An 11,921-nucleotide genomic window follows, 5' to 3' on the forward strand; every position below is an offset into this window, starting at 1 on the left:
GATCAAGCCTCGGGCGTGAACCGCGGGAAGGCCAGGTCGCCGGCGTAGCGTGCCGCGTCCGCGAGAGTCTCCTCGATGCGGAGCAGCTGGTTGTACTTGGCGACCCGCTCGCCGCGGGCCGGGGCGCCGGTCTTGATCTGGCCGACGCCGGTGGCGACGGCGAGGTCCGCGATGAACGTGTCCTCGGTCTCACCGGAGCGGTGGCTCATCATCGACTTGTAGCCGAACGAGGTCGCCAGCGAGATCGCGTCGAGCGTCTCGGACAGGGTGCCGATCTGGTTGACCTTCACCAGCAGCGCGTTGGCGGCGCGGCGGGTGATGCCCTCCTCGAGCCGGTCCGGGTTGGTGACGAACAGGTCGTCGCCGACGAGCTGGACCTTGTCGCCGAGCTCGGCGGTGAGCCGCACCCAGCCGTCCCAGTCGTTCTCGTTGAGCGCGTCCTCAATGGACACCATCGGGTAGTCGCGGACCAGCTCGGTGTAGTAACCGATGAGCTGCTCGGCACTCTTCTTGCTGCCCTCGAAGGTGTAAGTGCCGTCGGAGTAGAACTCCGAGGCGGCCACGTCGAGCGCGAGCGCGATGTCGCGGCCCGGCGTGTAACCGGCCTTCTCGATGGCCGAGAGGATCAGGTCCAGCGCGTCGCGGTTGCTGGTGAGGTTCGGCGCGAAGCCGCCCTCGTCGCCGAGGCCGGTGGACAGGCCGCGGTCCTTCAGCACCGACTTCAGCGCGTGGTAGACCTCGGCGCCCCAGCGCAGGGCCTCGCGGAAGGTCTCGGCGCCGATCGGCGCGATCATGAACTCCTGGATGTCCACGTCGGTGTCCGCGTGCGAACCACCGTTGAGGATGTTCAGCATCGGCACCGGCAGCACGTGCGCGTTCGGCCCGCCGAGGTAGCGGAACAGCTCCAGCTCGGAGGACTCCGCGGCGGCCTTCGCGACGGCGAGCGAGACACCGAGGATGGCGTTCGCACCGAGACGGCCCTTGTCGGGCGTGCCGTCGAGGTCGACCAGCTTCTGGTCCACGATCCGCTGGTCCACGGCTTCGACGCCGACCAGCTCGGGGCCGATCTCGTCCAGGACGGCCGCGACAGCGCGCTCGACGCCCTTGCCGTTGTAGCGGCCGGTGTCGCCGTCACGCAGTTCGACGGCTTCGTGTTCGCCGGTGGACGCCCCCGAAGGGACCGCGGCCCGCGCCAGCGTGCCGTCGTCCAGAGCCACCTCCACTTCGACAGTGGGGTTGCCTCGCGAGTCCAAGATCTCGCGAGCGCCTACCTGCTCGATGAGCGCCACGCCATGCTCCTCATTGGGTCGTGCCTGCGGTGATGAGCGCCAGCCTAGCTGTCAGCGCGGTTCACCCGTTGGAGGCACGGCCGACTAGGCCGTGTCCGATGCCCGCACTTCACGCCAGCCTGACGGGAGCTCGACGGCGTCGGTGGTCTGCTGCCAGAACGTCCAGCTGTTCCCGCCGATGTCCGACACGGTGAACACCCGCGCGCCGTAGGGCTGATCCTGCGGGGGCTCGACGTCGACGTCCTCGCCCAGCGCGGCGCACACCCGCTCGTACTGGGCGTTCGCGTCGTCGACGTAGACGATGTTCAGCTGCCCGACCGGACCGTCGACGCCCTTGGCTTCCCAGTACTCCGCGCCGACGCCCGCCAGCTGGATCCGCGCGCCGCCGACGACGAGCGTGGCCTGGAAGACCTCGCCGCCGGAGTCGACGAACCGGACCTCCTCGGTGAACCCGAAGACCCTGGTCAGCCAGGCCAGCGCGGCTGTCGCGTCCGCGTAGTACAGGTACGGCGCGAGGCCGAGATAGGTGTGCCCCTGCTCGCTGCTCATGACCGCACAGTCCATCACGCCCGTTTCAACAGTCGAGAAACACCCTGCCCAGCGGGTAATGTGGACCCGACCATGATGGACGCCGAACCCGCACCGGAGCACAACGGCGAAGCCCGGTTCCATGCCTTCCGTCAGGCCGAAGCCCTGGTCGAACGCCGTCGACCGCTGGACGCACTGAAGGTGCTCGAACCGTTGCTGGACGACGAATCCGACAAACCGAGCGTGCAGCTGCTGGCAGGCCGTGCCTACTTCCATTCCGCACAGTTAAGACGGGCCGAGCGCGCGTTCACCCGGGTGCTGGAACTCGACCCGACCGACCACTACGCGCGGTTCGTACTGGGCCGGACGTTGCAACGGCAGAGCCGCTACCCGGAGGCCCTCACGCAACTGCGGATGGCCGCCGCGATGCACCCGATCCCCGAGTACATGGAAGCGATCAGCGAGGTCAGCGCCCGCATCGCGCTGCAGGACCCCTAACTCTTGGCCGCCCTGGCCTTGAAGTGGGCCCGCTCACCCTGCTTGCCGAACAGCGAAAGCAGTTCGACGGGACGGTTGCCCGCACTGCCGAACCAGTGCGGCACCCGGGTGTCGAACTCGGCGGCCTCACCGGGGCCGAGCGTCATGTCGCGATCGCCGAGCAGGAGCCGCAACCGGCCGCTCAACACGTAGAGCCACTCGTAGCCCTCGTGGACGCGCAGCTCCGGCTCGGTGCGGGTCGGCGGGACCAGCAGCTTGAACGCCTGCGGCTGGCCGGGCTGGCCGGTGAGCGGCCAGACCGTGAGCTCGCCCATCTTCCGCGGCTCGAGCCGCACCCGCGGGTCCTCGACGGCCGGCGCGCCGACCAGGTCGTCGAGCGGCACCTGGTAGGCCTTGGCCAGCGTCAGCAACAGTTCCAGTGTCGCCTTACGGCCGCCGGACTCCAGCCGGGACAGGGTGCTCACGGAGATGCCGGTGCGTTCGGCCAGCGCGGCCAGCGTGGTGCCGCGCTCCCGGCGCAACCGCTTGAGCCGCGGCCCGACCTCGTCCAGCACCCGTTCGACGTCATCCATGACGTCCATCTTGCCAAATCAGCAACCGCCCTTGAGTCGCGCTCCCTCAGCCCCAAACACCCACTTTGACGGTCCCTGAAGGCCACCATGACAGCGTTTAACGCCACGAAGGCTCCCTTCACGGCACGCTCTTGCGCCCCAAGGTGGGTGGCGGTCGCGAAGGGAACTTTTGGGGCGTCTAACGCCGTGATGGTGGCCTTCAGGGGCAGTGCGCACCGAAAAACGGCAGCAAAGGTCCCTTGCTCCCGCTTTCGAGGGCGAAGGGGTCAGGGGGTGGTGCTGGCTTCGGCGTAGGAGTCGGCTCCCGTGAAGACGTCCTGGGCGTAGGGGGTGGCCGGGTTGTAGGCAGGCAGGGCCTTCCACCAGCCCGCCGGGGTGCCGAGGTCGTCGCCGCCCGCACACAGGCGGCGGGCGGCGGTGAACGCGCCGTCGTCGATGTTCTGGGGGTCGGCGGGCGCGCCGTCGCCGCTCGCGCGCTCGGCGTACTTGACCCAGGTCGCGGGCGCGAACCGCAGCGGGCCGACGAGGTGGTCCCAGAGGAGGTCGCCGTCGAGCTTGCCCGCGTCCGTGTCGTGGACGGCCGTCGCACCGCCGGCGCCGTTGAGCGCCGGGCCGACGATCGGCTTGGCCACGCGGCCGTCGGGGCCGATCTGCGTCCCGTCGAACCGCGCGGCCTCGACCCCGCCGACCCCGGCGAGGGTCGCCCAGGACAGGTGGCAGGACGGTTTCTGCCCGCGCATCCACATCTCGGCGCGGCCGTACGCGGCGAGCACGCGGGCCGGCACCTTCGTCTTCGCCGACACGCGCAGGGACCACGCGTCGAGTTCGGCCTGGTCGGACATCTTGGGCCGGTCCACCGGGGCCGCCAGCCCGGCGCGCGGGGCCGCCACCCCCGGCTGGGGCTTCGGTTCCTGGGCCGCCAGCGTCGGCGCCGGTGGTGAGGCTGCGGCCGGTGGTTCCTCCTGATGACCGACCCCGATCGTGAGGATCAGCACGAGCGCGGTCACGATCAGTGCCCCGGACAGTGCGAGCCTGCCGAAGTACCGGCGCGGCGGCGGGGCGGACGGCAGCTGGTCGGCAACCGGCTGGGGGGTATCGGTCACTCGGACAGGTTACGGGGACCACCCGCACGAGGGACCGCCGCTCGGGCGGCAAAGCAAGCGCAAGGTAAATATTCGGTCCCAGCCGCCGACATCACATAATTCGTTATCTACCACCATGGCAGGGCGCTGACCTGCGGTTACCCTAACCTAACCTGGTCGTTTCGCACTTTATACCGGATATGTCCGGATAGCTCGGGCGTACTCTCGACTGGACTTACAGGTGAGCCTTACCTAAAACCTTCACGTCAGGGTTCACACGCGAGGAGGCAGACCGATGTTGTTTTCGAGTGCGCTCATTGGGCTGAGAGAAGGCCTCGAAGCAGCCCTCGTGGTCAGCATCCTGGTCGCCTTCCTGGTCAAGACCGACCGCAAACACGCGCTGCGCTGGGTGTGGCCGGGCGTCGCCGCGGCCGTCGTCCTGTCCGTCGCGGTCGGCGCGATCCTCACCTTCACCACCGCGCAGCTGTCCTTCCAGCACCAGGAGCTGCTCGGCGGCGGCCTCTCGATCATCGCGGTCGTGTTCGTCACCGCGATGATCTTCTGGATGCGCAAGGCCTCTCGCAGCATCGCCGCGGAACTGCGCGGCAAGATGGACCAGGCGATCGACGTCGGCCCGTTCGCGATCCTGCTGCTCTCCTTCCTCGCCGTCGGCCGAGAGGGCCTCGAGACGGCCGTCTTCTTCTACTCCGCCGTCCAGACCGCGCAGGAGGGCACGGCACAGCCGCTACTCGGCTTCGGCGCCGGCATCCTGATCGCGATCGTCCTGGCGTACCTGCTCTACCGCGGCGCCGTGCGGTTCAACCTGTCGAAGTTCTTCACGATCACCGGCGTGCTGCTGGTGTTCGTCGCCGCCGGCGTGCTCGGCTACGGCCTGCACGACCTGCAGGAAGCCGCCTTCATCCCCGGCATCGGCTCGCTGGCCTTCGACGCGTCGAACGTGCTGCCCGAGAGCTCCTGGTATGGCGCGCTGCTCAAGGGGATCCTCAACTACTCGCAGCAGACCACCGTCCTGCAGGCCGTCGCCTGGCTCGCGTACGTGGTCGTCGTGCTGCCGCTGTTCCTCAGGCCCACCAAGAACAAGACCGCGACGGCCCAGCCCGCCGCGGCCGCCACAAAGGAGTGATCGTGCTCAAGTCCCGCCGAACCCCGCTGGCCGTGCTGGCCGGCGTCAGCGCCCTCGCGGTGCTGACCGCCTGCGACAGCAAGGGCGACACGGCCGCCGCCGGCGCGGCAGGCGGCCCGATCAGGGTCGAGGCCACCGACACCGCGTGTGCGGTGTCGGCGAGCACCGCGAACGCGGGCAACGTGACCTTCGAGATCACCAACAAGGGCACCAAGGTCACCGAGTTCTACCTCTACGCCGAGGGCGACCGGATCATGGGCGAGGTGGAGAACATCGCGCCAGGGCTGAACCGGCGGCTGATCGTCGAGGTCGCCGACGCTGGCAAGTACCAGGCGACCTGCAAGCCGGGGATGGCGGGCAACGGCATCCGCAGCGACTTCACCATCACCGGTGGCGCGGCGAAGCAGACCAACGCCAGCGCGCTGAAGGCCGCGGCCACCAAGAGCTACGCCGACTACATCTCGAACAACACGGCCGCGCTCGAGGAGGAGACGGCCAAGTTCGTCGACGCCGTCAAGGCGAAGAAGGTCGACGAGGCGAAGGCAGGATACGCCCGCACCCGCGTCTACTACGAGCGCATCGAGCCGGTCGCGGAGAAGTTCGGCGACCTGGACCCGCTGATCGACGCGCGCGAGGCGGACCTCGAGCCCGGCCAGAAGTTCACCGGGTTCCACCGGCTCGAGAAGGACCTCTGGAAGACCGGCCTGCAGGCCGACAGCGGCGCGATCGCCGACAAGCTCCTCGTCGACGTCAAGGACCTGGTCGGCAAGGCCAAGGCTCTGCAGCTCACCCCGCTGGACCTGGCCAACGGCGCCAAGGGCCTGATGGACGAGGTCGCGACCGGCAAGATCACCGGCGAGGAGGAGGCCTTCTCGCATACCGACCTGTTCGACTTCCAGGCGAACCTCGACGGCTCCAAGGGCGCGATCAACTCGCTGCGCCCGGTGCTGCAGGAGAAGGACGCCACCCTCGTGTCCACTTTGGACAAGGAGTTCGCGAACGTCCAAGCGCTGCTGGACAAGCAGCGCGCGGGTGACGGCTTCAAGTTCTACAACGAACTCTCGCCCGATCAGATCAAGGAATTCGCCTCGGCTGTCGACGCCTTGAGCGAGCCCCTGAGCAAAGTCGCGGAGGTAGTGGCGCGGTGACTTCGTCAACCCCGGGAACGGACGAGGAGCGCACCCGCGTCTCCCGCCGGAAGCTGTTCGGGCTCGCCGGCGCGGGCGTCGCGCTGGCGGGCACCGGTGCCGCCGTCGGTTTCGGCATCGACAAGGTCAACGGCGGGAACCCGGCGCAGGCCGCGGTGAACACCGTCGATTTCCACGGCGAGCACCAGGCCGGGATCACCACCGCGACGCAGCAGAACCTGCACTTCGCGGCGCTCGACGTCACGACCAGGGACCGCGAAAAGCTGGTCAAGCTGCTGCGGACGTGGACCGACGCGGCCAGGCGGATGACCACGGGGCAGGAGGTCGTGCCCGGCGGCGCCGTCGGCGGTTCGGCCGTCGCCCCGCCGGGCGACACCGGCGAGGCGCTGGACCTGCCCGCGGCCTCGCTCACGCTGACCATCGGGTTCGGGCCGTCGCTGTTCGACGGCCGGTTCGGCCTCGCCGGGAAACGGCCCGCCGCGCTGATCGACCTACCGGTGTTCCCGAAGGACAAGCTCGACCCGGCCCGCAGCGGGGGCGATCTCTGCATCCAGGCCTGCGCGAACGATCCGCAGGTCGCCGTGCACGCCGTGCGGAACCTGGTGCGGCTGGGCTTCGGCGTCACCGAGGTCCGCTGGTCGCAGCTCGGGTTCGGGCGCAGCTCGTCGACCTCGCGCTCGCAGGTCACGCCCCGGAACCTGTTCGGGTTCAAGGACGGGACGAACAACGTCAAGTCCGAGGACACCGAAATCCTGCGCGACCAGGTGTGGGCCACGGCCGAGGACGGGCAGCCGTGGATGGCGGGCGGCTCGTTCCTCGTCGCACGGCGGATCCGGATGCACATCGAGACCTGGGACCGCGAGCCGCTCAGTGGCCAGGAACAGATCATCGGGCGTACCAAGGGAACCGGCTCGCCACTGGGGCAGACCGCCGAGTTCGACCCGGTGGACCTGCAGGTCGGCGGCGAGGGTGGGGTGCCGCTGGTGGCGGAGGACGCCCACGTGCGGCTGGCTTCGCACGAGACGTTGAAGGGCGCGAAGATCCTTCGTCGCGGGTACAACTTCGTCGACGGCTCGGACGGCGTCGGGCACCTGGAGGCCGGGCTGTTCTTCCTGGCGTTCAACCGGGACACCCGCAAGCAGTTCGTCCCGATGCAGCAGGCACTGTCCTCAAAGGACGCCATGATGGAGTACGTCCAGCACAACGGCTCCGCACATTTTGCCGTCCCGCCCGGCGTCCGCGAAGGCGGTTACTGGGGCGACGGGCTCTTCTGACGAGTTGCGAGGGGGCGACCACGGGCTGAGATCGGTTGCGCGCGGAGGGTGAATTCGGCACGGTGAGCGCGTTCTTTCCCACTGGGCAAGGAGTCTCGCCGTGGCAGCTGTCGTGCATCCCAGGTTCGGCGTCTGGGCCGTCGTCTACGGCTCGTGGGGACCGTTCGACCATCCCCGGGATCCGGTCGACGCCACCTGGCGCCGTAACCGCGACCTGATCGTCGAAGCGGACAAGCTCGGCTTCGACTCGACGCTGATCGCGCAGCACCTCGTCAACCCCTTCGGCGACGAGCTCGACCAGCTGGAGACCTGGACCTCGGCGGCGGCGCTCGCGGCGCTGACCGAACGGATCGAGATCATCGCCGCGATCAAGCCGTACCTCGTACATCCGGTCGTGCTCGCGAAGCAAGCGTTGCAGATCGAACAGATCAGCGGCGGGCGGTTCGGGCTCAACCTGGTCAACGCCTGGTTCAAGCCGGAGCTGGAGCGCGCGGGCATCCCGTTCGCCGAACACGACGAGCGGTACGCGTACGGGCGGGAGTGGGTCACCGTCGTCCGCTCGCTGCTCAACGGCGAGCGGACTTCCTTTCAGGGCAAGTACTTCCAGGTCCAGGACTACCAGCTGCGGCCGATCGACGAGTTCCGCACGCGGCCGACGATCTACGTCGGCGGCGAGTCCGGCCCGGCCCGCGCGCTCGTCGCGGACAAGGCCGACGTCTGGTTCATCAACGGCCAGCCGCGCGACGAGGTCACCCGCCTGATCGACGACGTCGCGGCACGCCAGCGCGAAGGTGCCCCAGTCCGCTTTGGACTGTCGGCGTTCGTCGTCGCGCGGGACACCGACGCGGAAGCAGCGGCGGAGCTCGCCTCGCTGTGGGAGCTCGCGGAGGCGGGTAAGGCGCGTTGGGAGGCGCTCGTCGCGGATGCCGACCCGAAGGCCGTCATGTTCCAGACGTTCGCCAAGTACCCGCACATCGGCACGAACGGCGGCACCGCGGCGGGCCTGGTCGGCAGTTACGACACCGTCGCGCGGCGGATCCGCGACTGGGCCGACCTGGGCATCGAGACGTTCATGCTGCAGTTCCAGCCGTTCGAGACCGAGATGCGCCGGTTCGCCGAACAGGTGGTCCCGAGGGTCCGCTCACTCACGCCCTTGACTTCGAGTTAACTAGAGGTCGCAGGCTGGGAACATGACCTTCAGCAAAGCGGAAGTCGAGTACCTGACCACCCAGATCCACGGCCGCATGGCGACCGTGCAGCCGAACGGGACCCTGCAGGTGAGCCCGGTCGGGTTCAGTTTCAACCCCGAAACCTCGACGATCGACGTGCTCGGCATGAACCTCGCCCAGAGCCGCAAGTACCGCAACATCGCCGACAACGGGCGGGTCGCGTTCGTCGTCGACGACATCCTGTCGACCGACCCCTGGCGGGTCCGCTGTCTCGAGATCCGGGGCCACGCCGAGGTGATCGCGCCGTCCCCCGCGCTGGCCGACGATCACCTCGACGGCGCGCTGATCCGCATCCACCCCGAGCGCGTGATCAGCTTCGGCGTCGACGACCCCGAGCACGAGCCACACGAGCTCGTCCCGCACAACCGGAACGTCTGAAAGGGCAGTGGGTTAGCGCCGGGGGCCGCTGACGGCGTAGACGGCGGTGCCCGCGACGCCGAGCACCAGCGCGGTCCAGGTGGCGGCCGGGGTGCCGGGCGGCTGGAGCAGCCAGGTCACCACCAGGACCGCGGTGTCCGGCGACCGCGGGACGAAGACCGCGATCAAGAACCAGGCGAACGGCACCGCCCAAGCCATCGCCCCGCCGAACGCCGTCGCCCCGAGCGCGGCCAGCCCTGCCAGCCCGGCGCAGTCGAGCGCGACCAGACCGAGCGGCGCGAGCTCGGTTCCCACCGATCCCACCGAGCCCAGCAACCGCACCGCGAGGAAAGCGGCCCCGCTCACCACCCCGATGAGCACGACGTGCGCCGCGCGGCGGGGCGGCCAGCGGATCGCGGCCGTCCGGTCGAGTGCGCTGTCCTGCCCGCTCAACCCGGCCGACATCGCCATCACCGCGGACACGAGGATCAACACGGGCAGCGTCCCGCCGCGCTGACCGGCGGCCAGCACGGCCCATCCCAGCAGTCCGGTGCTGACCAGCAGTGCCACGAGCGACACGGGCACCTGACGCGAACGGGTGAAGAGCACGAACCATCTCATCGGGCGAGCACCGCCAGCAGATCACCATGGCAGGACAGCGAAGCGGCCCGCAAAGCCGCGATCCGTGCCTGCTGCTCCTCGGGCGGCAGTGCGCGCAACGCCTTCCAGACCGGTTGGGCCAGCGCGTCGATCATGGGCCGATCGAGGGAGTAGTGCTTCACCAGCTCGAGTTCGCGATCACCCAGCAGCCAGCCTGCCGCGACGGACCGAGCGGCCTGGTCTCGCAGAGCGTCGTCGCGGTCGTTCCTACCGTCACTGGTGCCGAAACACGAAGGCGTTCCGGCGCCCGCGAGCAAGCTTCGCGTCAGCACTTCTCCTGTCGCGCCGCGGAAGCGCCAGTCGTCGAAGTCCACGGACACGACATCGGCCGTGCGCGGCTGTATCCCGTGAAGGAGTTGCGGGTAGAGGGTTTCCCGCACCGAGGTCGGCGCCCCCGGCAGCTTCGCCAGCAGGCGCAACGCCTCCTGCCCCGGCCCGGTGAGCATGCCGAGCCGGGTCTCGTGCACCTTCCGGACACAGATCTGGCCGGAGCACACCTGTGCCGACGCACCCGCGTCGAAGACGAAGGTGTCCGCGTTCTCCGCGGGCAGCACCGGCAGCGCGATCGCCGCACCGAGGGCCACCGGCACCAGCGCGAGCGCCCTGGCCCGCACGCTCCCGGCCATCAGCAGAAGGAATCCCGTGGCGGCCACGCCGATCAGCCAGACGGCTTGGCCGAGACTCACCGATCCGGCGATGGTCGAGAAGGCGTCGCGCGGCTGGGGCAGCACCGGGGAAAGCAGCACGGCACGGCCCGGCAACAGGGTCTCCACCGCTGAGCCGGACGCCGTCGCGAGGCTCAAAAAGATCATGCCCACCAGCGACAGGACCGCCAGGACCGGCGGGGTGAGCGCGAACGGGAGGCTGCGGCCGAGGCCCATGCCCAGCCAGCCTCCCGCGACGAGGGCGAGCAGGCCGACGAACAGGATGGGCAGCCAGCCGAGATGCGCGTACGAGGCGTTTCCCATGACCTGCATCGCACCGCCGACGAAGAACACGAGGTAGCCCGCGAATTGCATGAGCACCAAGGCCAGCGCCGTCGTCCCGGCCCGCTGCCAGGCGGGACGCGGGGTCGTCGACACGAGCTCGGACATGCCGGAGCGGTGATCGCGCAGGCCCTGCAGCGCGCCCGCGCCGACCGAAAGTGGCCAGAGGAAGACCAGCAGGTACCGCAGCCAGACCGTCACGGACGTCCACTGCAGGTTCCAGGCCGCGGAGCCTTTCCACCATGGTCCGCTGAAGAAATAGGTGAAACCGGCCGCCACCAGCAGGATGGCAAGGCCCGCCCACGGCGCGATCGACCGGCGGAGCTCGATCCGCAGGATCCGCGCGCTCACCAGGCCCCCCGCCCCGAGTCGACGCCGCTGAGCAGCGCCGAATAGCCGCGCTCAATGGGGCTGTCGCCGTTGTGCTCCGGCGTGCCGGCGGCGACGAGCTCGTCCGGGGTGCCCTGGAACCGGAGTTTCCCGTCTGCCAACAGCACGACGTCGGTGCAGGCCGCGGCGACGTCCTCGACGAGGTGGGTCGACACGACGACACAGGTGTCCTGGCCGAGTTGGTGCAGCAACTCGCGGAACCGCAACCGCTGCGCCGGGTCGAGCCCGGCCGTCGGCTCGTCGAGCAGCAGGATCTGCGGGTCGTTGACCAGCGCCTGCGCGATCCCCGCCCGCCGGACCATGCCGCCGGACAGCGTCTTCATCCGGTCGTCGGCGCGGTCGGCGAGGCCCACCCGCTCGATCGCCCGCTGCACCGCCGCCGGAACGTCCTTTTTGGACATCTCCTTGAGCCACGCCAGATACTCGACGAACTCACGGACGGTGAATCGCTTGTAGTAGCCGAAATCCTGCGGCAGGTACCCGATCCGGCGGCGGAGCCCGCGCTGGTCGATGTGTCCCCCGACGGACTCACCGAGCAGCGCCAGCTCCCCCGCCGCCGGCCGCAGCACCGTGGCCATGGCCCGGATCAGCGTGGTCTTGCCCGCGCCGTTGGGCCCCAGCAGACCGTGCACCCCGTGGCCGAGCGAGAGGTCGAGACCGTCGACGGCCAGTTTCTTCCGTCCGACGCGGACCTTCAGCCCCTCGGCCCGGATCTCGAAGGCGTAGGCCGGGGGTGCCACCTCGGCGGCTCCGACAGCGCGCAT

General features: G+C 69.4%; 13 protein-coding genes. 6 read left to right on the forward strand and 7 right to left on the reverse strand.

What is annotated here, in order from left to right; all coding sequences use genetic code 11:
* Nucleotides 1-2: 2 nt before the first annotated feature.
* Both eno and QMK34_RS11810 read right to left on the reverse strand, forming a co-directional pair.
* Nucleotides 3-1,289, reverse strand: a complete 1,287-nt coding sequence (gene eno, locus QMK34_RS11805) for a phosphopyruvate hydratase (RefSeq protein ID WP_326413797.1) — start codon at nucleotides 1,287-1,289, stop codon at nucleotides 3-5.
* 84 nt (nucleotides 1,290-1,373) lie between these two features.
* On the reverse strand, nucleotides 1,374-1,838 hold the full coding sequence (locus tag QMK34_RS11810) for a VOC family protein (protein WP_326413798.1): 465 nt from the start codon (nucleotides 1,836-1,838) through the stop codon (nucleotides 1,374-1,376).
* A gap of 72 nt (nucleotides 1,839-1,910) precedes the next feature.
* Here QMK34_RS11810 and QMK34_RS11815 point away from each other — a divergent pair, with 72 nt between their 5' ends.
* Nucleotides 1,911-2,315: a tetratricopeptide repeat protein gene (locus QMK34_RS11815; RefSeq protein ID WP_326413799.1), complete on the forward strand. Its 405-nt coding sequence runs from the start codon at nucleotides 1,911-1,913 to the stop codon at nucleotides 2,313-2,315.
* Here the strand turns inward: QMK34_RS11815 and QMK34_RS11820 are convergent.
* Both QMK34_RS11820 and QMK34_RS11825 read right to left on the reverse strand, forming a co-directional pair.
* Nucleotides 2,312-2,887 (reverse strand): helix-turn-helix domain-containing protein, encoded by a 576-nt coding sequence (locus QMK34_RS11820; protein WP_326413800.1) that lies wholly within the window; start codon nucleotides 2,885-2,887, stop codon nucleotides 2,312-2,314. The two genes, QMK34_RS11815 and QMK34_RS11820, sit on opposite strands and share 4 nt — an antisense overlap.
* Before the next feature lie 266 nt (nucleotides 2,888-3,153).
* Entirely contained in the window at nucleotides 3,154-3,990 is an 837-nt protein-coding gene (locus QMK34_RS11825; protein ID WP_442785135.1) for a murein transglycosylase, read from the reverse strand.
* A gap of 274 nt (nucleotides 3,991-4,264) precedes the next feature.
* On the opposite strand from QMK34_RS11825, the gene efeU reads away from it, so the two are divergent.
* The 5 genes from efeU (at nucleotide 4,265) to QMK34_RS11850 (ending at nucleotide 9,142) form a co-directional block, all read left to right on the forward strand.
* Nucleotides 4,265-5,113 (forward strand): iron uptake transporter permease EfeU, encoded by an 849-nt coding sequence (gene efeU / locus QMK34_RS11830; RefSeq protein ID WP_326413801.1) that lies wholly within the window; start codon nucleotides 4,265-4,267, stop codon nucleotides 5,111-5,113.
* A complete protein-coding gene (gene efeO / locus QMK34_RS11835; RefSeq protein WP_442785136.1) occupies nucleotides 5,110-6,261 on the forward strand; it encodes an iron uptake system protein EfeO in 1,152 nt (383 codons plus the stop codon). Before efeU ends, efeO begins: the two co-directional genes overlap by 4 nt.
* Nucleotides 6,258-7,535: an iron uptake transporter deferrochelatase/peroxidase subunit gene (efeB, locus tag QMK34_RS11840; protein WP_326413804.1), complete on the forward strand. Its 1,278-nt coding sequence runs from the start codon at nucleotides 6,258-6,260 to the stop codon at nucleotides 7,533-7,535. The genes efeO and efeB overlap by 4 nt, the downstream gene beginning before the upstream one ends.
* 100 nt (nucleotides 7,536-7,635) lie before the next feature.
* On the forward strand, nucleotides 7,636-8,703 hold the full coding sequence (locus QMK34_RS11845) for an LLM class flavin-dependent oxidoreductase (protein WP_326413805.1): 1,068 nt from the start codon (nucleotides 7,636-7,638) through the stop codon (nucleotides 8,701-8,703).
* 22 nt (nucleotides 8,704-8,725) lie between these two features.
* A complete protein-coding gene (locus QMK34_RS11850) occupies nucleotides 8,726-9,142 on the forward strand; it encodes a PPOX class F420-dependent oxidoreductase (protein WP_326413806.1) in 417 nt (138 codons plus the stop codon).
* Nucleotides 9,143-9,154: 12 nt separating this feature from the next.
* Here the strand turns inward: QMK34_RS11850 and QMK34_RS11855 are convergent, their stop codons facing one another.
* From QMK34_RS11855 to QMK34_RS11865, 3 genes are read right to left on the reverse strand one after another with little or no spacing between them, the layout of a single operon-like run.
* Nucleotides 9,155-9,742 carry a hypothetical protein gene (locus tag QMK34_RS11855; protein WP_326413807.1) on the reverse strand — a complete coding sequence of 196 codons (588 nt, stop codon included), beginning with the start codon at nucleotides 9,740-9,742 and terminating at the stop codon, nucleotides 9,155-9,157.
* Nucleotides 9,739-11,118 carry a hypothetical protein gene (locus tag QMK34_RS11860; protein WP_326413808.1) on the reverse strand — a complete coding sequence of 460 codons (1,380 nt, stop codon included), beginning with the start codon at nucleotides 11,116-11,118 and terminating at the stop codon, nucleotides 9,739-9,741. The genes QMK34_RS11855 and QMK34_RS11860 overlap by 4 nt, the downstream gene beginning before the upstream one ends.
* Complete coding sequence (locus QMK34_RS11865) at nucleotides 11,115-11,921, reverse strand: ABC transporter ATP-binding protein (protein ID WP_326413860.1); 807 nt, start codon at nucleotides 11,919-11,921, stop codon at nucleotides 11,115-11,117. Before QMK34_RS11865 ends, QMK34_RS11860 begins: the two co-directional genes overlap by 4 nt.

This window comes from Amycolatopsis sp. H20-H5, from assembly GCF_035828755.1.
GTDB lineage: Bacteria > Actinomycetota > Actinomycetes > Mycobacteriales > Pseudonocardiaceae > Amycolatopsis.

What these genes read in the sequence shown, in the direction of transcription:
- QMK34_RS11850 (WP_326413806.1), top strand. Translation starts at nt 8,726, where the DNA reads ATGACCTTCAGCAAAGCGGAAGTCGAGTACCTGACCACCCAGATCCAC.
- QMK34_RS11820 (WP_326413800.1), bottom strand. Translation starts at nt 2,887, where the DNA reads ATGGATGACGTCGAACGGGTGCTGGACGAGGTCGGGCCGCGGCTCAAG.
- efeU (WP_326413801.1), top strand. Translation starts at nt 4,265, where the DNA reads ATGTTGTTTTCGAGTGCGCTCATTGGGCTGAGAGAAGGCCTCGAAGCA.
- QMK34_RS11810 (WP_326413798.1), bottom strand. Translation starts at nt 1,838, where the DNA reads ATGAGCAGCGAGCAGGGGCACACCTATCTCGGCCTCGCGCCGTACCTG.
- QMK34_RS11865 (WP_326413860.1), bottom strand. Translation starts at nt 11,921, where the DNA reads ATGCGCGCTGTCGGAGCCGCCGAGGTGGCACCCCCGGCCTACGCCTTC.
- QMK34_RS11855 (WP_326413807.1), bottom strand. Translation starts at nt 9,742, where the DNA reads ATGAGATGGTTCGTGCTCTTCACCCGTTCGCGTCAGGTGCCCGTGTCG.
- QMK34_RS11815 (WP_326413799.1), top strand. Translation starts at nt 1,911, where the DNA reads ATGATGGACGCCGAACCCGCACCGGAGCACAACGGCGAAGCCCGGTTC.